Origin of the sequence: Mucilaginibacter rubeus, assembly GCF_003286415.2 — a bacterium.
Lineage (GTDB): Bacteria > Bacteroidota > Bacteroidia > Sphingobacteriales > Sphingobacteriaceae > Mucilaginibacter > Mucilaginibacter rubeus_A.
Genome location: NZ_CP043450.1, coordinates 3,483,411 through 3,506,476, shown reverse-complemented (window position 1 = coordinate 3,506,476; position 23,066 = coordinate 3,483,411). Strand labels below are relative to the sequence as shown.

The window sequence follows — 23,066 nt, the reverse complement described above, 5'->3', positions numbered from 1 at the left end:
CTGTTATACCTTACAATTATATAAGTTTTAGGGTATTAACGTAAATTTTCGATAACCATTGCGCTCGCGCCGCCACCACCGTTACAAATGCCGGCCGCACCATATTTACCATCATTTTGCTTTAATACGTGTAAAAGCGTTACAATGATCCGGGCGCCTGAAGCACCAAGGGGATGGCCCAATGAAACAGCCCCGCCGTTAATGTTCACCTTTTCGGGGTCGAGGTTTAAAAGTTGGTTATTGGCTATTGATACTACCGAGAAAGCCTCATTGATCTCAAAGAAATCAATATCCGAAGCCTCAAGACCGGCCCTGTGCAATGCAAGCGGAATAGCTTTTGATGGTGCGGTAGTAAACCACTCCGGCGCTTGCTGCGCATCTGCATGGGCGACTATTTTGGCAAGCGGTTTTATGCCCAGTTCATCAGCCTTTTCGCGGCTCATGAGTACCACCGCGGCAGCGCCGTCATTTAAAGTTGAGGCGTTGGCAGCTGTAACGGTACCGTCCTTTTTAAATACCGGTTTTAAGGTTGGGATCTTGTCAAATTTTACAGTGTTAGGCTCCTCATCTTCGGCAAACATGGTGATATCGCCTTTTTTATCTTTCAGACCAACAGGGGTAATTTCGTCTTTGAATTTGCCATCGCTCTGGGCCTTCTGAGCGCGGTGATAAGATAATATAGCGTAGGCATCCTGCTCTTCGCGGCTGATGTTGCAGTCGGTAGCACAAAGTTCGGCTGCCGAGCCCATGTGGTAGTCATTATATACATCCCAAAGACCGTCTTTTACCAGGCCGTCAATGATCTGCCCGTTGCCTAAGCGATAGCCATTGCGGGCTTTGTCAAGATAGTAAGGCACATTACTCATGCTCTCCATACCACCGGCTACTACAATATCATTCTGGCCTATGGCTATACTTTGAGCTGCCAGCATAATGGCTTTCATGCCCGACGCGCATACTTTATTAATAGTTGTGGCAGGCAAATAGGGGAGCCCTGCGAAAATAGCTGCCTGGGTAGCCGGAGCCTGCCCAATATTGGCCGACATGACATTACCCATATAAACTTCCTGCACCTGGTCGGGCCGTAAACCAGCCTTTTCCACTGCCGATTTGATGACTGCAGCGCCAAGCTGTGTGGCGCTTATGGCTGCCAAACTACCTCCAAAACTGCCTATAGGTGTGCGTGTAGCCGCTACTATTACTACTTCTTTCATGTGTCCCTCATTAAAATTGGTGGGCAAATTTAGTGATTTGGATGAAAGAAAATACTATGCATGCATAATAAAAAATAGTTGCAGTTTTTCAGCGGCAGTTGCAGTTTTTTAAATCGGATAGTAGTATTGGATAGTTGCAGTTTTTGAGAAATGGTGGCAGTTTATTTCGATAGGATAAAAGTATTAAACGTCGGAGCTGCAAACTAATAACTGCAAACTGCCTCTGCTACTGCCACTAATCACCACCTTCCTTTTTCTTCTTAGTTCCCTTTTTGCGGGCAAGCAGGGCTTGTTGCATCAGGTATTCGATCTGGCCATTGGTGCTTCTGAATTCTTCGGCAGCCCAGGTTTCAATCTCCTTCAACATATCCGGATTAATACGTAATACAAATGCTTTCTTCTCCGCCATATCAACTTGTGGCCGCTGCTTCGGCCTGTTTTAACAAAACTAAATTTATGCCCAGTAACGCCAATAAAGGTAGTTCTGGTACTTTTTTGATCATATCCGGATCGATTTTTATAATAAAAGGCTGTTTCCTGCTCCAAATCTTGGATTCAACACTCAATATATCGCCCAACTGTTCACTTAGCCATGTGTAGGTACGCGCCAGGATTTTTTTATTATAAAATGTAGCCGTAAGCCCATTGTTTAATTCCAGTGTTATCTTGCGGCTCCAGATCTCAGGTGTTATTAAACCTGTTTCCATGCCGTCGGGCTGTTCAATTATAAGTTTTCGGCCTGCCCAGCTTTTTCGTCTTATTATCCAGCTCCCGCTTGCAGTTTCAAGTATACAATTGCGTTTTAAAGCACCGGTGTAGGTGAGCTTACCATAGCTAAACTGCCCATCAGTAAGCTCATACCATGGTCGCCAAAAGCCATGCCTTAAAACAGGTAGTTCCTGTACACGCAAAAGATCAAAACCTCTGAACTGATCCATGGTATTAATGATATAAAGTGCCGGTATTAACAACCGGGTTAACGGCCTTATCTCCACACAATACAACCAGCAGGTTACTTACCATGGCTGCTTTGCGTTCTTCATCAAGTTCTACAATGTTTTTTTCAGATAGTTTGTTCAGTGCCATTTCAACCATGCCAACCGCGCCTTCAACAATAAGCTTACGTGCAGCAATAATGGCCGATGCCTGTTGTACCTGTAACATGGAATGCGCAATTTCCGGGGCATAAGCTAAATGCGAAATGCGGGCTTCCAATACCTCGATGCCGGCGCGGTCAAGTCTTTCGTTCAGTTCCTTTTCCAGCATGGTGCTCACCTGTTCTGCACCACCGCGAAGGGTGATGGCAGCGTTTTCGTCCTCCAGGTTATCATAAGGAAAAGAATTGGCCAGGTGCCTCACCGCGGCCTCACTCTGGATATTTACATATTGTATATAGTTTTCAACCGCGAATACAGCAGCAGCGGTATCCTTGATCTGCCATACAATAACGGCCGCAATTTCAATAGGGTTACCAATGCTATCGTTTACTTTCAATTGCTGCCCGTTAAGGTTAAAAGCCCTTAATGATACTTTTCTTTTTACAGTGAAAGGGTTTACCCAGAAAAAGCCGTCCTTTTTTACGGTGCCCAGGTACTTGCCGAAAAGGGTAAGCACTTTTGATTCGTTTGGGTTAACGACAACAAGTCCCGGGAGCAGAAAAACGAAACCTACAATGGCTAATATAGCCCCAATAGGTTCTTCGCCAGCCCAAAAACAAAATGCGGCTACTGCCAGCAATGCCAGAAATATAAAGAACACGGCAAAGCCGGATGGCGGGTTGATTGTTTTTTCAGCATTCATGATTTAAATTGATTTTAAAGTGATATCACAAAGATATCAAATTTGTTTTCGCAAAAGCAAGAAAAACTGCATATAACAGAAACTTATATTATTTTTGGCAGGTTATTTATTTACATGGCAAAACTATCCACTTCGCGCCAAAAGGCTTTACTGCGCAAATACGCCCGTAATGTTAAGTTTTTGATGATGCTGCTCAGTGTCATACTCATTGTTTATTTTTTACCGAAGCAGGCAAAATTTAGCTATGAGCACGAAAAAGGCAGGATATGGAACCAAAAAGACCTGGTATCGCCCTATAATTTTGCCATATTAAAAACACCCCAGGAAATCATGGCCGATCAGAAATCGGCACTGGAAAGTATAACGCCAATTTATCAGTTAGATGCCGCTATGCAAAACCAGCAGATAGATGGTTTCAAGGCCGATCTGGAAATCAAATGGCATAATGCGGGTATTAACGATAAACTAAAACCAAAATATATTGCTGCAGGTGTTGATCTGCTTACAGAAATTTATCAAACTGGTGTTTTTAAACCGAATGCAAAATACCAGCAAAGCACAGAAAACTATCCCATAAGAATATTGGATAAAAATGTTGCCACTGATAAAAATACCAACGAGCTTTTCACTAAAGAAAAGGCGCAGGCCTATTGCGATAAAGTGTTGAGCAAACATACAGATGTGGACAAGGCTTTCCTGCTCGATTTGATCAGTAACCGTCTTCAAAATAACCTTGCTTATGACAATAATCTCACTTCCAGACTGGAGAAAGAAGTTGTTGACGGCCTTTCGGTAACCCGTGGTATGGTGCAAAAAGGGGAGGTAATAGTTTATAAAGGTTCGGTAGTTAATGATGATGTTTATCAAAAGCTGGAATCATTTAAAAAAGCCTTTGAGGATAATGCGCGCGTTAACGGCAACCGGAACCTGGTATTGCTGGGGCAGTTTTTCCTGGTAGCCATTGCTTTATCGCTACTCATGATTTTTCTTTACCTTTTCCGTAAGGACATTTATGCCGATAACAGGCTGGTGAGTTTGATATTGCTGGTAATTACCGCTATGCTGGCTACTTTGTCGCTTGCTATTAAGCTGCAGTTTCCTACCAATCTGTATTATATTCCTTACTGTATTGTACCAATCATCATCCGCATATTGTTTGATACCCGTTTGGCGCTTGAAATTCATTTATTAGTAGTACTGATAGCCGGCTTTTTTGTTCCGAACAGCTTTGAGTTTGCTTATTATGAGATTACGGCGGGTATGGTATCTATTTATAGTATTAAAAACCTGGTGCGCAGGGAACAGTTCCTGATCTCGGCGGTGATCATCATCTTTACCTATTTTGTCGCGTTTTTGGGCATCACCTTTATCCGCGAGGGGGATTTCATGAATATTGACTGGATGGACTTTTTGCCTTTCGTGGTTAGCGTATTGCTTACGCTCCTGGCTTATCCGCTTATTTACCTGTTTGAGAAGATATTTGCCATCACATCAGAAATTACGCTCATTGAGCTTACCAATACCAACGCGCCGTTATTACGTGAGCTGGCCTTTAATGCTCCGGGTACCTTTCAGCACTCGTTACAGGTAGCTAACCTTGCCGAGAATGCTATTTATGCTGTTGGCGGCAATGCACTACTGGTTAGGGCAGGGGCGCTTTACCACGATATTGGTAAAATGGAGAACCCGCTGTTCTTTATCGAAAACCAGAGCTCGGGTTTTAACCCCCATGATAAACTGCCTTATGAGGAAAGCGCGCAGATCATTATCCGCCACGTGAGCAAGGGTATTGAAATGGCGCGTAAAGCCAATCTGCCGGAAGTAGTGATCGACTTTATACGTACCCATCATGGTAATACGCGTGTCGACTATTTTTACCAGTCGTCACTGAAAAATTTTCCTGAAAAATTCATTAACGAGAATATTTTTCGCTATCCCGGGCCTATTCCTTTCACCAAAGAGGGGGCCGTTTTGATGCTTGCCGACTCGGTTGAAGCCGCTTCACGCTCGTTAAAAGAACCGGACGAAGAATCTATCAGCGTACTGGTTGATCGGATCGTAAAGTATAAGCTCGATCAAAATCAGTTGAAAGACAGTAATATAACTTTAAAAGATATTGAAACTATCAAGGCTATTTTCAAGCGGATGCTGATGAGTATTTACCACGTTAGGATAGATTATTAGAAAATGATTTTTTTTTTTGACGGGAGGCTTGAATTACTATATTTGCAGTCCCTGAAAAACGGGACATAGCTGAAAAGCAAAACGGAGAGGTGCCTGAGAGGCCGAAAGGAACAGTTTGCTAAACTGTCGTACTGGAAACGGTACCGAGGGTTCGAATCCCTCCCTCTCCGCAAAAAGCCCAAACAGGGCTTTTTTTATTTATGATGTCACGATTATAGCATTAAATTAATTAATGCTGTAGATAGTGAAACCCGGAGAGATGCCTGAGAGGCCGAAAGGAACAGTTTGCTAAACTGTCGTACTGGAAACGGTACCGAGGGTTCGAATCCCTCTCTCTCCGCAAAAAGCCCACCGAGGCGTGTTACGGCGGATGAAATCCGCCAGTGGCAAGCGCATAAGAGAATTGTTGAAGCGAAATAAAATTGAAGCCAGATAGATTTATGATTTATCTGGCTTTTTTTATTTTAGTACAACTTAAAATATCAAAAAAGGTATTATATGTTTGATTGAGAATTCTTTTGCATGTATAAAATTGAACCCTTAGAAAAATGGAAGCAGTAATATTTTGTGGTATACAGGCAACAGGAAAAACTACTTTCTTCAAAGAAAGGTTCTTTAAAACGCATATCCGAATCTCTTTAGATCAGTTAAATACCAGGAATAAGGAACTTAGGTTTATCGAAACCTGTATTTCCACCAGCCACCCTTTTGTAGTGGACAATACTAATCCAACTCAAAAGGAAAGGGCAAAATATATAGCTATTGCAAAAGCAAATAAGTTTAAAGTAACCGGATACTATTTCCAATCAAAGTTGGTTGACGCGTTGGAGCGTAATAACCAACGTTCTGGCAAAGAGAAGATCCCCGAAATTGGCATAAGAGGAACTTTTAAGCGGTTGGCCCTGCCCTCTGCTGACGAAGGTTTCGACGAGTTGTTTTATGTAACAACTGAGAATAATACATTTACTATAAAAGCATGGTCAAATGAAATTTGATGATCTGGATGTTAAAATGAGGGTTTATGAAACCTCACAGGACCGTTGCGTTTTACCTGAAATGTATATCGTAGCAAGAATTGATGGGCGGGGCTTTACCCGGTTGACTAAAGAAGTACATCAGTTTAAAGCACCTTTTGATGAAAGGTTTCGTGACCTCATGGTTGAAACGGTAAAGCACCTCATGAATTGCGGTTTCAACGTAATTTACGGTTATACACAAAGTGACGAAATATCACTGTTATTTCATCCCGACGAAAATCTTTTTGGGCGAAAAACCAGGAAGTATATCTCCGTATTAGCAGGCGAGGCCAGTGCTAAGTTTTCAGCGGGTTTGGGAGATTTAGGAGCTTTTGACTGTCGTATTTCTGAGTTTCCCAATAAAAAATTGGTAGAGGATTATTTTAGATGGCGTAATGAAGACGCCCATAGGAATGCGTTGAATGCTCATTGCTACTGGCGTTTGAGACAAGATAATTGTACCGTAAAGGAAGCTACTTTTAAAATAGAAGGCATGAGTATTGCTGCCAAGAATGAATTGTTATTTCAATATGGTATCAACTTTAATGATGTTCCAGCCTGGCAAAAAAGAGGCATCGGTTTTTATTGGGCAGATGTAAAAAAAGAAGGGTTTAATCCCAAGACCAATGAACACGTATTGGTTGATAAACGTATTTTGCATACCGATTTCGAGCTGCCTATGCGTGAAGATTATAATAAATTCATACAAGATCTTTTAGAGAAGTATGAAAGTAAATTAGATAAATAAATAACACTTTATTGTGTTGCATATTTTTAATTATTAAAGAGATTATTTATTAATTTTATCTTATTCAAAAGAGTCGAAAGCGATATAAGATGTTCGCAGAGAGCTCGGTAGCACGTATTACCGGGATCGCAGTGGAATCTTCAAAAATTGTTGCCGACCCGGGAACCAATTGTGACCCTATTTCGCAATATTCCAAACGCTTATCAGTTTAAAATTAAAGACTATCCGGCGTTTGTTTTTTGCTGTTTTCTGAGCTATTGTCTAATATCCTGCTCAAAAGTATCCGCTACTTAATTGGATGCTTTTAATAACAGGTTAATCTAAATATCAGGCATTGGTATAGGCTACCTTACCTGATGATTTTTATCTTCTATCTTATAAAAACGGAGTAAGCCAAAAATCCGATGAAGAGTAGGCAATCAACAACAGGCGTTATGAAAAAAGGACAATTGACTTTGAGCCATGATCACTGTGGCTGTACTTGTTTTATCGTTCCCGAGAAAATTCTTAAGAAACTTTCACGTGATGAGAAACTTACGGATCAGGAACGTAAATATTTTGCTGATGCTGCGAAGTTTGAAAGTGAATGGCGCAAAAGCCGCGATTTCAGAACACAGATGTCGCTGACTGCCCAGAAGATTTTGCCAAGCGGTTTGCAGGCTTTGCCCATTGTTCCGCCGGCGGTGACGGTTTACGATTGTCAGCATCATAATACAATTCCAGGCGTGTCGATTCCTAATCCTCAGCTTTCAACAGATCAGACTTGTACCCGTGCCTTTAACGAGACAACAGGCGTTGATAAGTTTTACCAATCAGTATTTGGGCGAAATTCTATTGATAACGCGGGGATGGCGATGATTTCTTCCATTCATTATAGTGTAAATTATAATAACGCCTTTTGGAACGGAGGGCAAATGACCTATGGTGATGGCGATGGCAATATTTTTCTTGATTTCACTAAAGGGAATGATGTTATCGGGCACGAATTGACCCACGGGGTAACGCAATATTCTCTTGGCTTAAGTTACACTGATGAAGCCGGCGGTTTAAATGAGAGTATCTCCGACGTATTTGGTTCCATGTTTCGTCAATGGGAAAAAAACCAAGACGTAAATGCGGCCGATTGGCTGATCGGTAGTGATATCATGGGGCCTGGCGCGGCAGCGAGAGGTTACACCTGTCTTCGTGATATGGCCAAGCCGGGAGCAGCACATTGTCTTTCTCCACAGCCCGATAATTATTCCAAATATAAAAAAGGAATGGATCCACATGAAAGCAGTGGAATCCCCAATTTAGCATTCTATAAAGCAGCTACAGCAATAGGGGGCAATAGCTGGACTATTACCGGACGCATCTGGTATCAATCGTTAACTGGTTTTGGAGCGTCGCCAAACATGTCAATGAAACAATTTGCTAACCGCACCCGTTCTGTTGCAAAGAGTATGTTTGCCGGGCAAAAAGCAGTCAAAACAGCTATAGATAAAGCCTGGAAAGCAGTTGGATTATAATAATCAGATCATGACACTATTAAAAGTTGAGCGAATTGGCGGCCTTGCCGGATTCGGCATAACTAATTCCCGGATTAAAAGCGTCGGCGAAATTGATATGAACCAATTAACCGACGATGATAAGCAAGCGGTGAATAATTTATTCACGAAAAAAAGTAGCTCAGCATCCCCGCAGTCGCCGGATACCTTTTTATATAAAATTTCCCGTACAACAGGTGAAGGCGTTGAAAGTATAGAGACAACGGAGGATCTGGTGCCAACTTCAATTAAGGATTCGGTCAGAGATGAACTCGTTTAGTTTTGAAATCGAATTGAGTTTTAATTGTCATTCTTGATCAAAGCAAAGATGGTACTGTAAAGATCATCTTTGCTTTAATTGGGTAAAGGATGTTTTGCATTAAAATATTGGGGAAAATGTGAGGCGCTGTAATTCTGTTAAGTTTAAACAACTACATATGAAACGTCTGTTAATACTATTGATATTTTTACCCTTTGGATGTTTTGCGCAGCAGGTTTACCAAACAGACTTTCGAAATTTCTGGATAATGAGAGATAGTGTGCTTACACTATCTGATTCTGCAAAGCAAATTGATGTAGTCAGGCGCTTGTATATAGATAAAGCGAGCGACGGATTAAAAGCTTTCATGCGAAATAAAAACGATCTCGACAGCAAATGGCTTTCCTTGCTGAAAAGTTACCCGGCATTTTGGGATTCATTACGTATGAAAACAGCCTTGGTTGACCGGGCCACGATCAAGCTTGATAAATACATTACTCATTTTAAAGCGTTATACCCCGATCTCACTCCTGCTCAGATATATTTTCTCATCGGGATCAGGCAACAAGGTGGTACCATAAGGGGAAATCTTTCGCTTATAGGCGTAGAGGTTGTGCTGGCAGATCCAAAGTTGAAAGAGGATGAACTTATACGAATGGCCATACATGAATACGTGCATACCCAGCAAAAGCGCCCCGATTTCAAAAAAATCGATGTGCTAACTTCTTCAATCCGGGAAGGCTCCTGCGATTTTTTGTCCTATATTATCACAGGCATATCGGTGCAATCCCCCTATATGAAATATGGCTTCAAGCATGAGCAGGAAGTATGGGTCGCTTTCAAAAAAGATATGTATACCAACAAAAATGACAATTGGGTAAGCACCGGTAATAACCCAGATTTGCCGGCGCCTGATCTTGGTTATTTTGTTGGCTATCAAATTTGTAAATCTTATTACGATAAAGCTATAAATAAGGCGGACGCTATTAAACAATTGGTTGGTCTGGATTACGCTAAAGCAACAGATGTCACCACTTTTCTGGAAGCCTCGGGGTATCACGGTAATTAAGATAGGTGGGATTAAGCCATTGTAATGATTTGAAATGAAGATGTTGGTGTGTTGTTTGTTTACTATCTCCCAGATATAAGCATTGTTACAAACCGTAACCGTATTGCAGCTCACCGAAGTTTAAAAATTACTGTCCTTTTATTAGCTTTGAAAATATGCAGGAAACTATACAGTCCCGGTTAGCATCCTCCAGGAAGGAATTGCTTGACCTGGGGCTTCGAAACCCTTTACTGAATTATAAGCTCACCAAAGGTAAAGGCGTACATATCGCAGATGAAAAAGCGGAATATGTTTATGATATTTTAGTGCGGCAGCAAAAAGCCATGACTTTTCTGGCGCTAAAGGAAGGGCAGCTTTTTCCGGAGGATGAGGCCAAATACCAGGATACCCGGCTGCAAACCGACGAGGATGAGCAAAAGCTCCAGACTCGGCTACTGAATACCTATTATTTTGCAAGAACCAGCATTGAAGAGCAAGGCGTTAACCTGTTATACCTTGCATTGGGCATGTTGCATTGGTGTGATGCCGGTGATCCCGAAACATTGCGCTCGGCACCGCTGGTGTTGGTGCCGGTAAGTTTGGAACGGTCAAGCGCCCAGGAACGTTTCCGGTTACGTTATACCGGTGCCGAGATTGGTGCAAACCTATCCCTTCAGGCCAAAATGAAAAGTGATTTCAATATCACTATACCTGATATGTCAGATGATGAAGAGTTTGTTTTTAACGATTATATAGCCGATATCCGGTCGCATATCGGGAAACAAGCTAATTGGTCGGTTAAACCTGATGCCATTGAGCTTGGCTTCTTTTCCTTCGGCAAATTTCTCATCTATAATGATTTGGATACAGAGCAATGGCCAAAAGCTGTAAAGCCCGAAAACCATCTCAATGTGCAGGCGCTTTTGGATAACGGGTTTCACGAAGATGTACCGGAGGACGAGCAGGACCTTGATGCTGATACCAAAGCTAACGAACTTTTTAGGGTGGTTGATGCTGATAGCTCTCAGTTAATGGCAATGCTGGCGGTACAGGAAGGCAGTAACCTGGTGATACAGGGGCCGCCGGGTACCGGTAAATCGCAAACCATCACTAATATTATTGCCAATGCCGTGGGGCAGGGGAAGAAAGTTTTATTCGTGGCCGAAAAAATGGCCGCGCTTGATGTGGTAAAACGCAGGTTGGATAATATTGACCTGGGTACGGTGTGCCTGGAGCTGCATAGCCACAAAACCAACAAACGTGATGTGTTGCAGGAAATAAAGCGTGTTATGGATCTCGGTAAACCTCAAACAGCTAAGCTTGAACTCGAGATCAGGATGCTGGAGATTTACCGGGCCGAACTTAATGATTATTGCCGTGCAATCAACAACCAGCTTTCTGGAAGTGGTTTAACCGCGCAGCAGGTCATCGGTTTTTTATTGCAGATTGATGGGTTGGCCGCTGGTCGTAATTTGATTAAGCTGCCTATCGAAAACATGGCAGATTGGGATGCCGAAAAAGTTCGACTGGCTGAAGAATGGGCCGACCGTATACAGGCACGGCTTAAAGATATCGGAACGCCGTCCAACCTGATCTTTTACGGAACCGGTTTGATGGTTTTGCTCCCGCACGAAAAGGGAACAATTTTATCATATATGGAAGCCGCGCAGCTGGCAGTAAGCGAATTGTTAAGCTTATTGAATAGTATCCATGCAGGTACAGGTTTCACAGTTCCCTTAACAGATGAAGGAATCCCCGCGTTAGAAGCGCTGTTGGAAAAGGCAGCTTCGGCACCAGATTTGAAAGAACTGAATATCACGGACCCTATCTGGCGTACCAAGGCTGCTGATATCAAAGAGTTGCTGGATACAGGCGAAGAGCTTGAAAATTTATACCGGCAATATAAAGACACTTTTGTAGCGGAAGCATGGTCGCAGGATATCCTTGAGATCCGGCGTAATATTGTTAGCTATGGCGATAAATGGTATAAAATCTTCAATGGCGATTATCGCAAGAGTAAACAGCAACTGGCATCTTTATTGAAAATTACCTTACCGGATGATGCTTCCGAAAAACTCAAATTGGTAGATGCCATTTCGGAGGCGCGTAGGCTGGAAAATCAGTTACGGCAATATGATACCTTTGCGTTAAGTCTTTTTGGCAACCGCTGGCTTAAACAACGTTCGGATTGGAGGTCGTTACACGCGGCAGCTAACTATTTAGCGGGTATCAACGATCCACTTTTATTAAGCTATCTAAGTAAACTGGAAATACCTGCGATTGCGGCCGATTACCTGAGCAAACTCCGTAACGCGTTAAAAGTTAACAGCGAGCAGCGGGTTAGGGCATTGCTTGCATTAAAATTGAATGTGTTCCCAAAAACTTATGCAGAGCAGGAACATACATGGAAAAGCTGGATAGCGCATTTTGGAGAGTTGCAGTTGGCTATCGACTGGAACCAGCTTTGTGCACAGGCCGAAAAAGAAGGCTTATCGTTCCTGACCACACTGGCCGCAAACTGGGACGAAGCCAGAGATTTGTTAAAGATCAGCCTGCAGAAAACCTGGTATGAGTATTTGATAGAACAGGCTTTCAGAACCAGTCCGGAAATCACCAAGTTTGAGCGGGCCAGCCATGAAGAGGTTATCGCCAAATTCAAAAAGCTTGATCAGGTTAATCTTTATTATAACAGGGCAGTAGTGGCGCTTAGGCATTGGGAAGGTTTGCCCAAAAACGGTGCCGGTGGCCAGGTAAATACCCTGAAAACCGAATTTAACAAAAAAGCGCGGCATATGCCCATTCGTAAACTGGTAGAAGAAGCAGGCAAAGCCATGCAGGCTGTTAAACCGGTATGGATGATGAGCCCTATGTCTATCGCCAATTTTCTGCCGCCGGGCGCTATAGATTTTGATCTGGTTGTTTTTGACGAAGCCAGCCAGGTACGTCCAGTAGATGCTATCGGAGCCATTGCCCGCGGTAAACAATTGGTGGTAGTTGGCGATACCCGTCAGTTACCTCCAACCAGCTTTTTTGATAAGCTGAATACCGATATTGAGGAGGAAGAGAATGTTACGGCGGATATGCAAAGTATTTTGGGGATGTGCGACGGGCAGGGCGCACCTACGCGTATGCTCAAATGGCATTACCGTAGCCAGCACGAATCGCTGATTACCTTATCTAACCATGAATTTTATGAGGATAAGCTGGTGATATTTCCAAGCCCCGGTTCAAGGCAGAACCTTGGCTTACGTTTTAATCATTTACCCGATGCCATTTACGACCGTGGCAAAACGCGTAGCAATCCCTTAGAGGCGAAGGCCGTTGCCAAAGCGGTAATAGCACATGCCGGCAAATATCCTGCACAAAGTCTTGGTGTAGTTGCATTCAGCACAGCCCAGGCACAGGCTATACAGGCGGCGCTTGAAATTGAGCGAAACGCTAACCCTGCAACGGAAAGCTTTTTTACCGGGCGACCGGATGAACCGTTCTTTATCAAAAACCTTGAAAATGTACAGGGCGATGAGCGGGATGTGATCCTGATCAGTATTGGCTATGGCCGTACGGAAGATGGCAAAATACCAATGAACTTCGGCCCGCTGAATAACGAAGGCGGGGAACGTCGATTGAATGTTTTGATTACAAGGGCCAAAATGCGCTGCGAAGTGTTTACCAATATCACTGCTGAAGACATCAAGCTGGGTGAGTCGGCACGCTTCGGTATCCGCGCACTCAAAAGCTTCCTGTATTTTGCGCAGCACGCCAAATTTGATAAGCCGGAGGCATTTATCCCGCAAGAGCTCAGGCCATTTGAAGAAGAAGTAGCACATCAACTCAAAAAAGCCGGTTACATTGTACGTGACCGTGTGGGTTCACCGGGTTTCTACCTGGATCTGGCGGTTGTGGATCCTGAAAATCCGGGTCGCTACATTTTAGGGCTCATATGCGATGGTAAGGCTTATGACAGCGCGGCATCAGCAACTGATCGCGACCGTTTAAGAGGGCAGGTGTTGGAGCTGTTTGGCTGGAACTTATACCAGGTTTGGAGCACAGACTGGTACCGTAATCCGTCACGCGAATTGAACCGCTTACTTGGCGCCATTGAAGCAGCTAAACATTCAACCGAAAGCAATGATGTGGAGGCCGATATTTTACCGGATGAGATTCGCCGGGAAGTCGCAGCCGAAACAGCCCCTGTAATTCAGGAATACAAGCTGGCGGACGTTCACATTGAACATCTTCGCGACGAGTTTCAGCTGTATACCTTCGCCGAATTGGGGAATTGGATCTCTGAGGTTGTACAAATAGAAAGCCCGGTACATTTTGATGAAATGGCCAAGCGCATTACTGAAGCTGCAGGAATAGCTAAAGTTGGTTCAAGGATCCGTTATACGTTAACGCAGGCCTTGCAACAAGCTAAAGATGAAGGTAAGGTGATTGTTAAAGATGAGTTTTTGTGGACGCCGGAAATGGAACGGCCCGTTGTTCGCGACCGGAGTAAGTTGCCATCTGCCTATAAAAAGCTGGCACTGATAGCGCCCGAAGAAATTTATGAGGCCATCAGGGATGTAGTGCGTGGTGCTATTTCAATTACCGAGGAAGACGCTATACCGTTAGTGGCCAAACAATTGGGCTTTGCCAGGCTTACTGAAGAAATGCGTCAGCAACTTTCTGAAGCGATAGGAAAAACAATTCAGTCGGGGATCTTAACTTTTGAAGGCGTTAACCTGAAGCTGGCATAAGCCGGTCTATATTTCTGCTAAATGGAAAGAAGAACTTTTTTTAAGAATACGCTGCTGGGCGGAGCGGCGGTATTGGCTAATCCGTTATTGGGAAAGGCCGATCCCCTGGGTTTCCTGACGGGAAATTCCCCTACATCTTTGATGGGCAATCGTTTTGTAACTTTTTGTATCATGATCCGCACTTCGCCTTGGGAGGTATCTCGGGATGTGAAGCTGATCAAGCGCGACGAAGGTTTTGCGCATACGCTGGAAGTAGTGCAGCGTTTAAGGGAAACTTTTGCAAAGAATGTACCCGGAGGGCGGCTAACCTGGGGCTTTACGTTAAACGCGCTTGAAGATAAACGCCAGAATTATGTAGATATCCGCAATTATGCCGCGGAGTGTCAGCTTAAATTTGGTGATGAGGTCTCTTATTTTCCGGGATATTTCCCCGCCATGTACCTACCCCGGCACCGTGTAAACCAGGAGATGACCGAGGCATTGCAGCGTATAACTGCAATGGTTGGTAAGGGATACCGCCCCAAAAGTGTAATGGGCGGCTTTTTATCTGCTGATAACCTGGCTTATTTGGCCGAAAAAGAAAATATTCATGTGGCACATGCCGTAATCTGGAGCCAACATGAAACGGATGGCGGCGGCGCGGACGGATCGCCATCTTACCCATTTTACCCATCAAAAGAACATTTTTGTAAACCGGCACAAGGTAAAAGCGATTTTATCGATTGTGTAAACCTGGACGGCTGGAGTGTCGACTTTTTGTGCGCGCTCCAAAGCGGAAATGTATGGGGCACGACACCTTTTAACGGCGCTGCAAGTCGCCGTGGTGTTGGTCCTATTGAAACCTATGGCGATTGGGGTCTGGAAATTGGGCATCTTTCGGTAATGCACACGCAGTCCATACATTTTGACCGCGGTTTTGAACTTAACGGTTTCGGCTGGATCCCTAATATATGGGAAGCCGCTCTGGTTAAAATAGCCGAGCGCAAAAATTGGGACGATACATTGGCCTACCGGGCATTGGAGAAATGGACAAGTGCCACAGTGCAGCGCTGGCCCGATGTGAAGTTCGTAACCTTTGGAGAGTATGGTGAGCTGTGGCGTAACCAATACCGGGATAATAGCCGCTGGAACTACAGGTTTGAAGAAAGGGGATTGGGTATAGGCAATTCCTGGGGCAATCAGGAAATCAAGTGGTATATGAACAGGGAGTTTCGCCTGGCAACGCTAAAGAACTGGCACAAAAACACACCAGAAATGGTGGTAGATTTTACACGATATGACCTGCCTGCAAAAGAACCTGCCGATCCATCGCCGGAAAAGCCGGTAAAAGACTGGAGCCTGATGAACCGGATCAACCAGAAAGGCGTAAGGCCCCAGGATACACCGGTCTTATTATCAGACCTGAAAAATGATGAAAAAGATATGATTGCCAGGTATTATCCGGGTTTGTTTAAATAGGAGAATTAAGTTTAGATTCCTGCTGTCTCACAGAATAATCGAAGTTTTTAAAAGGAATTAAAATGATGTAGTGTATTTATTAAGTATTTTATGAAGTATTTTAATTAATAAATAATATATTAGCTTTTGAGAAACCTATAACCGCTTTATGGACAACGTTTATGGAATTAACCTGATACCGGATAATGATGCGGAACGAGTTGCCGCGCTTGAACGCTATCAGATATTTAATTCACACCGCGAAAAAGCCTTCGATAGTATATGTGAGCTTGCATGCGAATTGTTCTCATGCCCAATCAGTCATATTTCGTTTTTAAATTCTGATACAGAGTTTATTAAAGCCGAAGTAGGCCTGAACGGTATTCAATATGTAAGCCGTAATGAAGGTTTTTGCGCTGTAGCCATTTTGCAGCCGGATTTGCTCCTGGTTGAGGATACTCATCAACATGAACTTTTTGTTAATCACCCTTATGTTGTAGATAAACTGCGAATCCGTTTTTATGCCGGAGCGCCCATCATTACTCCAGATGGTTTTATCATCGGTACATTATGTTTAATTGACATGGAGCCCCGCTCGCTTACCGAAAAAGAAAGAAAGCTATTAAAAAAGCTTGCGGATGTGGCAATGGAACAAACACAGCTAAGGTCTGAAAACCTTGCTTTGCTTCAGCAGCGGGACGAATTTATTGCCGTAGCCAGCCATGAGATGCGCACCCCGGTGACAGCGTTAAAAGCTGCGGTTCAGATTTTACATACCCATCAGGATGAAGGCGCGGTTGCCCTGCAAAAAGCAATGATAGAGCAGGCCAACAGGAGCGTAAACAAATTGGCTTTCCTGGTAAACGACTTATTTGACGCCAGCAGACTTGCGGCGCGTAAATACAGTTTAAACAAAACATATTTTGATTTAGGCAAACTCATTAATCATTGTTGTGATTTGCTTAAGGTTTCGGGTAAACACGAGCTGGATATTGAAGGTGATTTATCTGTTCGGGTTGTTGCTGATGAGGAAAGGGTAGAACAGGTACTTGTTAACCTTATAGAAAATGCAATGAAATATGCCCCGGACTCCAGGATCATTTTGATCCGGATTTCCCGGTTGTCTGATCATGTTCGCATTGAAGTGTCGGATAAAGGGCCAGGCATTGATCCTGATCAGCTACCACATATATTTAAGCGCTATTTCCGTTCTGAAAACGGAGCTCCGCAGGCCGGTCTTGGATTAGGTTTATATATAAGTTCTGAAATTGTTAAACAGCACGGCGGCGAAATTGGCGTTGAAAGCGAGCAGGGCAGGGGCAGCACTTTCTGGTTCACATTGCCGGTATAAATAAGGTGTCGGAATTGGTACCTGTCATAATCGAATCTTTTTAATTTTCATGCTAATGAATATTTAACCGCGGTGATCTGCCGAAATATATTTATACTTGTAAAATCATTGAGTAGTCAAGTATATGTTAATGATTAATCCATCACTCAAAACACTAATAAACCTTGCGAAAGTGCAAGCCGTCATAGCCCGCAGATTTGACCGCCTGAATATGCATGGCATCGGATTTACCGAATTTGTGATTCTCTATCTTTTGCAGCAATCGGAAGAGGGAAAGGCGCGGAGAATAGATTTAGCCGATAAAATCGGAATAACTGCTTCCGGGATAACACGCATGCTGTTGCCAATGGAAAAAATAGGATTGGTAACGCGCGAAGCTAACGAACGCGATGCAAGAGTGAGTTATGTAGTACTTACCCCTGCCGGCAAGCAATTGTTTACTGATGCAGAAAAGACAGCCAATGCCCTTGCGCTTGAAATTATACCTGCTAAAGAATCAAAAGATATTACTTCGTTAACAAATATCCTCGCCAAACTTGGCGGTAACATCACCTAATTGCCTGTTACAAATGCAATCGCAAACACTAAATTCCATTATCCCTGCTTCAAGTTTATTAGCAGTTGAAAGCGCGTTATCACAAACTTTTGGTACAACCACGGTGGCAGAGATAATTTTACTGGCTGGAGGCTTATCAGCATCCTCCGTATTTAAAATTGTGGTTAACAATCAATCCTATATTTTAAAAGTCGATAGTTCTTCAGGTATTGTAAAAACTCCGAGTATCAGTTGCATGGAAGTTGCCGCTGAAGCAGGCATTGCTCCGCGGGTTTATTATTTGAATAAAGCAGCAGGTGTAACCATCACTGGGTTTATAAAAAACATACCATTGCAAGCTGTTTACAAGTCGCCAGAAGTTTTGTTACCCGAAATTTCAAAAACAATCAAACGTATGCACGAGCTACCGGCCTTACCAACCGAAAATAGTTTATTGGATACAATTGACGGCCTTATCGCTCAGTTTAAAACTTCGGGGATGTTAACGGGAGTGGCTTTTGACGAGTGTTTTGCCTATTATGATGAAATTAGAAAATACTATCCATGGAATGATGCTGATAAGGTTTTTAGTCATAATGATCTTAATCCCAATAACATGGTTTTTGATGGCGAAAAAATATGGATTATTGATTGGGACGCAGCTTTTACAAACGACCGCTACGTTGATCTGGCTATAACAGCAAATTTTTATGTTGCTAATGACGAACATGAAAACGTTTTTCTTGAAAGCTACTTTGGAAATGGCTTAACAAATTATCATAAAGCACGGTTTTTTCTGATGCGCCAAATATGCAGGTTGGTTTATGCTATGTTAATGTTTAAACTGGCGTATATGTCAAATAGCGGTACAGCTCATGATCCGGATATGGAGGGCATCAGCCTGAAAAATGTAAAAGAAAACTTAGGCACAGGAGAGATAAGCCTTGCTTCTTACGAAGGCCAATTACTATTTGGTAAAGCTTTAATTAATGAAGCGCTGAACAGTATGCGGTCTCCGCGATTTGTCGCATCTATTGCTCAAATGACTTAAGATTTTTTTACGCTTCGTTGTAAAGATAACGTGTTGTTTGCATGCTTATTGCGTATAAAAAAATATACTTCAAAAGCCTGTAAAAGTTATCATTAGCTCATTATTTTCGGCTTGTTAATCAAGCTAACAGAAAAAATATGGGCTATTATGTGATCGGTTTTCGGGATGCAGATATTTCAAAACTTGCCTTGGTTGGCGGCAAGGGGGCTAATTTGGGCGAGCTGTCGGGGATTGAAGAAATTGAAGTACCTGACGGCTTCTGCATTACCACGGAAGCTTATAAAATCATAACGGAAAACAATCTGGAGTTTAATGATCTGTTGAGTCAGCTATCACATGCCAAAGCCGATGATAGGGGAATTATTAATGAGATCAGCGCAAAGATTCGGGCTGTAGTTGAAACTGTACCTGTTCCCGAAGCTGTAGCTGAAGAAGTTGCCTGCTATCTCTCAAAGTTTGATAAAAACACTGCGTTTGCTGTAAGGTCAAGTGCTACGGCAGAAGATCTGCCAACGGCTTCTTTTGCCGGGCAGCAGGATACATATTTGAATGTCATCGGGAATACCGCCATCCTGAAACACATAAGCAAGTGCTGGGCATCGTTATTTACCGATAGGGCGGTGACCTATCGTATCCAAAACGGTTTTGATCATCGTAAAGTACAGCTTGCTGTAGTTGTTCAGCAGATGGTTTTTCCACATGCTTCGGGGATTTTATTCACTGCCGATCCCGTCAACGGTAACCGGAAGATACTTTCTGTTGATGCAGGCTTTGGGCTTGGAGAGGCCATGGTATCTGGTCTGGTGAATGCCGATAATTATAAAGTTCGCGATGGCAACATCATCGATAAGAAAGTACCGGCTAAGAAACTGGCTGTTTATGCTTTAAAAGATGGCGGTACCGAAGAGCAGCGGATTGAACCCGAGTTGCAGCATGATCAGGTACTGACGGATAAGCAGATTTTGCGGCTGAATACCATCGGCAGGATGATCGAAGAGCACTTCAACAGTCCGCAGGATATCGAATGGTGCATAGCTAATGATACTTTCTATATTGTACAAAGCCGGCCGATTACTACTTTATATCCTGTTCCTGAAATTAACGACGGGGAGAATCACGTTTTTATATCCGTAGGTCACCAACAAATGATGACCGATGCTATGAGGCCTTTAGGGCTATCTTTATGGCAACTAACAGCCGCCCGGCCCATGTATAAAGCTGGCGGAAGATTGTTTGTTGATGTGGCTGATAGTTTGGCTTCTGCAACAGGCAGAGCGGCTTTATTAAAAGCAATGGGGCAGCATGATCCGCTTATAAAAGATGCGGTAACCACACTCATAGATCGTGGCGATTTTGTAAAGATGTTACCGGAAGAAGAGCCGGATTCCACTAAAAACAAAAAGGTTGCAACCTGGGCACAGCCGCCGCAAGTAGCCAATGACCCGGCAATTGCTGCCGAATTGATCCGAAGCAGTCAGTCATCCTTAGAAACCTTAAAGCAAACTATTCAGGCTAAGTCAGAAACCGATCTGTTTGATTTTATCCTGGAAGACCTTCAGGAAATGAGGAAAGAACTATTTGCCCCGCAAAGCATTGCAGCTATTATGGCTGGCATGAATGCCACGTTATGGATTAATGAAAAAATGCAGGAGTGGTTGGGGGAAAAGAATGCCGCAGATATACTTTCACAATCGGTAGCAAACAATATCACCTCAGAAATGGGTCTTGAGTTATTGGATGTTGCCGATGTAATTCGTCCTTACCCGGAAGTAATTAATTATCTGCAACAAGCGAAAGATGATTTTTTTAACGGGCTGGCGATCCTTAACGGTGGACAAGAATCCTTGGTTGCTATCAATTCCTATCTTGATAAATACGGAATGCATTGTGCCGGCGAAATTGATGTTACCCAAGCCCGCTGGATGGAAAAGCCGGTTACGCTTATCCCGATAATCCTCAATAATATTAAAAATTTTGAGCCTGGCGCGGGTAAGCAAAAATTTGAAATGGGGTTACAAGCGGCTTTAAGAAAAGAACAGGGGTTAATAGAGCAATTGATGCAATTACCCGATGGAGAGCAAAAGGCTGAAGAAACAAAACAACAGATCGGGCTGATTCGGAATTTTGCCGGGTATCGTGAATATCCGAAGTATAGCATTGTTTGTCGCTTATGGGTTTATAAGCAGGCATTACTGAAACAAGCTGAGCCGCTCATGCAAGCCGGTATTATACATAAGAAAGAAGATGTTTATTACCTCAGTTTTGAAGAGTTTAGAGGTGTTGTAAGCACTGGAAAGTTAGATTATAAGCTTATCCTTCAACGAAAAATTGAGCACGCACTACATGAAAAGCTAAACCCGCCGCGGGTTATTACTTCCGATGGCGAAATTATTTCGGGTAAGTACAACCGTGAAGATTTTCCGGTTGGGGCTATGGTTGGTTTAGCTGTTTCTGCCGGGGTTATTGAGGGGAGGGCGCGGGTTATCTTAAACATGGAAAATGCCGAACTGGAAGAAGGCGATATATTGATCACCACGTTTACTGATCCCAGCTGGACACCCTTATTTGTATCCATAAAAGGCCTTGTTACCGAAGTTGGCGGCCTGATGACCCATGGCGCTGTGATAGCCCGCGAATATGGCTTACCGGCAGTAGTGGGTGTTGAGGATGCTACCAAACTAATTAAAGACGGGCAGCGGATCAGGGTGAATGGAACGGATGGGTTTGTCGAGATACTGTGAGTCGAAATAGTCATGGGAAAAGGATAAAAGCGGGTGTTACTCAACTTCACCGTTAAAAAGCATGCTTTTACCGATTAACCTTATTGATTAACCTGTTTGTGGTTGCCCTGCTTATAGCTCTACCATAGTTTTGGTGCCATGAAAGCAAATAAAATATTGATTTCAGGCGCCAGCGTTGCCGGGCCTGCCTTGGCTTACTGGCTCAATCGTTATGGCTTTGAAGTAACCATTGTTGAACGTGCGCCCGGCATCAGGCCCGGTGGCTACGCTGTTGATTTTCGCGGGCCCGCCATGCAGGTTTTGGAGCAAATGGACCTAATCGATGCTATCAAAAAACATGAAACCCGCTCTGGTAAAATCACTATCGTAAATAAAAATAATAAAAAGTTGGCCAGTATGCCCGACGCTTTCACCAGTGGCGAATTGGAAATTATGCGCGGAGATCTGGCGGGCGTATTTTACGAAGCGACAAAAAACGATACCGAATACTTGTTTGATAATAGTATCACCGCTCTACAAGAAGATTCCGATGGTGTTGATGTAAGCTTTAGCAACGGCGAAACACGGCGTTTTGACCTGCTTGTCGGTGCCGATGGATTACATTCCAATGTACGGACCCTGACTTTTGGCGAAGAATCGCGGTTTATGCACCACCTGAATATTTACTTTGCCATTTTCAGTACGCCTAATTTTATGAACCTCAAAGATATGGCAGGTTTATACTATGGTACATTGGGCAAAAGGGTAGGTGTGTTTAGTGCCAAAGAAGATACCGAAGCCCGTGCCTCCTTTTACTTCGCATCGCCAAAACTCGATTATAATTACAGGGATCTCGCACAGCAAAAAGAGATGATCCGCAGCAGGTTTGGCAACGAGCAGTGGCAGGTACCTCAACTGTTAAAGCTGATGGATGAAGCGCCTGATTTTTATTTTGATTCGGTAAGCCAGATCAGGATGGATCGCTGGAGTAAAGGCAGGGTTGGATTGTTGGGCGATGCCGGTTATTGTGCATCACCAATGTCGGGTATGGGTACCAGCATGGCCGTAGTTGGTGCCTACATTTTGGCAGGCGAATTGCAAGCCTCAGCCGGAGATCATTTAATTGCCTTTAAGAACTATGAAACAAAAATGCGTCCCTTAACAACTGCGTGCCAGAAACTGGCAGAAGGGGCCGAATGGTTTGTACCGCAAACCACGTTCAAACTATGGATGAGCCGTCAGATCTGGAAAATACTGCCTCATACCCCATGGAAAAATATGATGATTGAAATGCCGTTAAAAGCTGCAAATGCCATCGTTTTACCCAATTATGAGCAAATGGGAGTCTTAGCTGATACAGTGTATTAATATTAAAATCATTTTATTGATTTTACTTATACAATTTACTTCACACAACGGCACTTATCATCCTGAAATG

17 protein-coding genes and 2 tRNA genes are annotated in these 23,066 nt (G+C 43.4%); 15 read left to right on the top strand and 4 right to left on the bottom strand.

Annotation, left to right across the window (positions count from 1 at the left end):
* Positions 1 to 35: 35 nt before the first annotated feature.
* The 4 genes from DEO27_RS13690 to DEO27_RS13675 all read right to left on the bottom strand — a co-directional run bounded on the left by DEO27_RS13690 (position 36) and on the right by DEO27_RS13675 (position 3,014).
* Complete coding sequence (locus DEO27_RS13690) at positions 36 to 1,214, bottom strand: acetyl-CoA C-acyltransferase (protein WP_112574357.1); 1,179 nt, start codon at positions 1,212 to 1,214, stop codon at positions 36 to 38.
* 235 nt (positions 1,215 to 1,449) lie between these two features.
* A complete protein-coding gene (locus DEO27_RS13685; RefSeq protein WP_112574358.1) occupies positions 1,450 to 1,623 on the bottom strand; it encodes an Arc family DNA binding domain-containing protein in 174 nt (57 codons plus the stop codon).
* A gap of 1 nt (position 1,624) precedes the next feature.
* Positions 1,625 to 2,152, bottom strand: coding sequence for a hypothetical protein (locus DEO27_RS13680; RefSeq protein WP_112574359.1), 528 nt, complete (start codon positions 2,150 to 2,152; stop codon positions 1,625 to 1,627).
* Positions 2,153 to 2,156: 4 nt separating this feature from the next.
* Positions 2,157 to 3,014 carry an SPFH domain-containing protein gene (locus DEO27_RS13675; protein ID WP_112574360.1) on the bottom strand — a complete coding sequence of 286 codons (858 nt, stop codon included), beginning with the start codon at positions 3,012 to 3,014 and terminating at the stop codon, positions 2,157 to 2,159.
* Between the two features lie 114 nt (positions 3,015 to 3,128).
* Here DEO27_RS13675 and DEO27_RS13670 point away from each other — a divergent pair, with 114 nt between their 5' ends.
* From DEO27_RS13670 to DEO27_RS13600, 15 genes are all read left to right on the top strand, one after another.
* On the top strand, positions 3,129 to 5,198 hold the full coding sequence (locus DEO27_RS13670; protein WP_112574405.1) for an HD family phosphohydrolase: 2,070 nt from the start codon (positions 3,129 to 3,131) through the stop codon (positions 5,196 to 5,198).
* Between the two features lie 83 nt (positions 5,199 to 5,281).
* Positions 5,282 to 5,368, top strand: a tRNA-Ser gene (locus tag DEO27_RS13665).
* Positions 5,369 to 5,451: 83 nt separating this feature from the next.
* Positions 5,452 to 5,538, top strand: a tRNA-Ser gene (locus tag DEO27_RS13660).
* Between the two features lie 208 nt (positions 5,539 to 5,746).
* Positions 5,747 to 6,193 (top strand): AAA family ATPase, encoded by a 447-nt coding sequence (locus DEO27_RS13655; RefSeq protein WP_112574361.1) that lies wholly within the window; start codon positions 5,747 to 5,749, stop codon positions 6,191 to 6,193.
* Positions 6,183 to 6,962, top strand: a complete 780-nt coding sequence (locus DEO27_RS13650) for a tRNA(His) guanylyltransferase Thg1 family protein (protein ID WP_112574362.1) — start codon at positions 6,183 to 6,185, stop codon at positions 6,960 to 6,962. The genes DEO27_RS13655 and DEO27_RS13650 overlap by 11 nt, the downstream gene beginning before the upstream one ends.
* Positions 6,963 to 7,396: 434 nt before the next feature.
* Positions 7,397 to 8,470 carry a M4 family metallopeptidase gene (locus DEO27_RS13645; protein ID WP_112574406.1) on the top strand — a complete coding sequence of 358 codons (1,074 nt, stop codon included), beginning with the start codon at positions 7,397 to 7,399 and terminating at the stop codon, positions 8,468 to 8,470.
* A gap of 10 nt (positions 8,471 to 8,480) precedes the next feature.
* On the top strand, positions 8,481 to 8,768 hold the full coding sequence (locus tag DEO27_RS13640; RefSeq protein ID WP_146750092.1) for a protealysin inhibitor emfourin: 288 nt from the start codon (positions 8,481 to 8,483) through the stop codon (positions 8,766 to 8,768).
* A 157-nt stretch (positions 8,769 to 8,925) separates the two neighbouring features.
* A complete protein-coding gene (locus DEO27_RS13635; RefSeq protein ID WP_146750093.1) occupies positions 8,926 to 9,816 on the top strand; it encodes a hypothetical protein in 891 nt (296 codons plus the stop codon).
* A gap of 155 nt (positions 9,817 to 9,971) precedes the next feature.
* On the top strand, positions 9,972 to 14,534 hold the full coding sequence (locus DEO27_RS13630; RefSeq protein ID WP_112574365.1) for a DUF3320 domain-containing protein: 4,563 nt from the start codon (positions 9,972 to 9,974) through the stop codon (positions 14,532 to 14,534).
* 21 nt (positions 14,535 to 14,555) lie between these two features.
* Entirely contained in the window at positions 14,556 to 15,992 is a 1,437-nt protein-coding gene (locus tag DEO27_RS13625; protein WP_112574366.1) for a DUF3863 domain-containing protein, read from the top strand.
* A 148-nt stretch (positions 15,993 to 16,140) separates the two neighbouring features.
* A complete protein-coding gene (locus tag DEO27_RS13620; RefSeq protein WP_112574367.1) occupies positions 16,141 to 17,322 on the top strand; it encodes a GAF domain-containing sensor histidine kinase in 1,182 nt (393 codons plus the stop codon).
* Positions 17,323 to 17,452: 130 nt separating this feature from the next.
* Complete coding sequence (locus DEO27_RS13615; RefSeq protein WP_112574407.1) at positions 17,453 to 17,878, top strand: MarR family winged helix-turn-helix transcriptional regulator; 426 nt, start codon at positions 17,453 to 17,455, stop codon at positions 17,876 to 17,878.
* 13 nt (positions 17,879 to 17,891) lie between these two features.
* Positions 17,892 to 18,908: a phosphotransferase gene (locus tag DEO27_RS13610; protein ID WP_112574368.1), complete on the top strand. Its 1,017-nt coding sequence runs from the start codon at positions 17,892 to 17,894 to the stop codon at positions 18,906 to 18,908.
* 137 nt (positions 18,909 to 19,045) lie between these two features.
* Complete coding sequence (gene ppsA, locus DEO27_RS13605) at positions 19,046 to 21,649, top strand: phosphoenolpyruvate synthase (protein ID WP_112574369.1); 2,604 nt, start codon at positions 19,046 to 19,048, stop codon at positions 21,647 to 21,649.
* A 138-nt stretch (positions 21,650 to 21,787) separates the two neighbouring features.
* The gene (locus DEO27_RS13600) at positions 21,788 to 22,996 is read left to right on the top strand and encodes an FAD-dependent monooxygenase (protein ID WP_112574370.1); all 1,209 of its coding nucleotides are present in this window, start codon (positions 21,788 to 21,790) and stop codon (positions 22,994 to 22,996) included.
* Positions 22,997 to 23,066 lie beyond the last annotated feature (70 nt).

Bases quoted from the DNA above. Each gene is read 5' to 3' on its own strand.
- DEO27_RS13600 (WP_112574370.1), top strand. From the start codon at position 21,788: ATGAAAGCAAATAAAATATTGATTTCAGGCGCCAGCGTTGCCGGGCCT.
- DEO27_RS13655 (WP_112574361.1), top strand. From the start codon at position 5,747: ATGGAAGCAGTAATATTTTGTGGTATACAGGCAACAGGAAAAACTACT.
- DEO27_RS13670 (WP_112574405.1), top strand. From the start codon at position 3,129: ATGGCAAAACTATCCACTTCGCGCCAAAAGGCTTTACTGCGCAAATAC.
- DEO27_RS13625 (WP_112574366.1), top strand. From the start codon at position 14,556: ATGGAAAGAAGAACTTTTTTTAAGAATACGCTGCTGGGCGGAGCGGCG.
- DEO27_RS13615 (WP_112574407.1), top strand. From the start codon at position 17,453: ATGATTAATCCATCACTCAAAACACTAATAAACCTTGCGAAAGTGCAA.
- DEO27_RS13640 (WP_146750092.1), top strand. From the start codon at position 8,481: ATGACACTATTAAAAGTTGAGCGAATTGGCGGCCTTGCCGGATTCGGC.
- DEO27_RS13685 (WP_112574358.1), bottom strand. From the start codon at position 1,623: ATGGCGGAGAAGAAAGCATTTGTATTACGTATTAATCCGGATATGTTG.
- DEO27_RS13610 (WP_112574368.1), top strand. From the start codon at position 17,892: ATGCAATCGCAAACACTAAATTCCATTATCCCTGCTTCAAGTTTATTA.
- DEO27_RS13630 (WP_112574365.1), top strand. From the start codon at position 9,972: ATGCAGGAAACTATACAGTCCCGGTTAGCATCCTCCAGGAAGGAATTG.
- DEO27_RS13680 (WP_112574359.1), bottom strand. From the start codon at position 2,152: ATGGATCAGTTCAGAGGTTTTGATCTTTTGCGTGTACAGGAACTACCT.
- ppsA (WP_112574369.1), top strand. From the start codon at position 19,046: ATGGGCTATTATGTGATCGGTTTTCGGGATGCAGATATTTCAAAACTT.
- DEO27_RS13620 (WP_112574367.1), top strand. From the start codon at position 16,141: ATGGACAACGTTTATGGAATTAACCTGATACCGGATAATGATGCGGAA.
- DEO27_RS13645 (WP_112574406.1), top strand. From the start codon at position 7,397: ATGAAAAAAGGACAATTGACTTTGAGCCATGATCACTGTGGCTGTACT.
- DEO27_RS13635 (WP_146750093.1), top strand. From the start codon at position 8,926: ATGAAACGTCTGTTAATACTATTGATATTTTTACCCTTTGGATGTTTT.
- DEO27_RS13690 (WP_112574357.1), bottom strand. From the start codon at position 1,214: ATGAAAGAAGTAGTAATAGTAGCGGCTACACGCACACCTATAGGCAGT.
- DEO27_RS13650 (WP_112574362.1), top strand. From the start codon at position 6,183: ATGAAATTTGATGATCTGGATGTTAAAATGAGGGTTTATGAAACCTCA.
- DEO27_RS13675 (WP_112574360.1), bottom strand. From the start codon at position 3,014: ATGAATGCTGAAAAAACAATCAACCCGCCATCCGGCTTTGCCGTGTTC.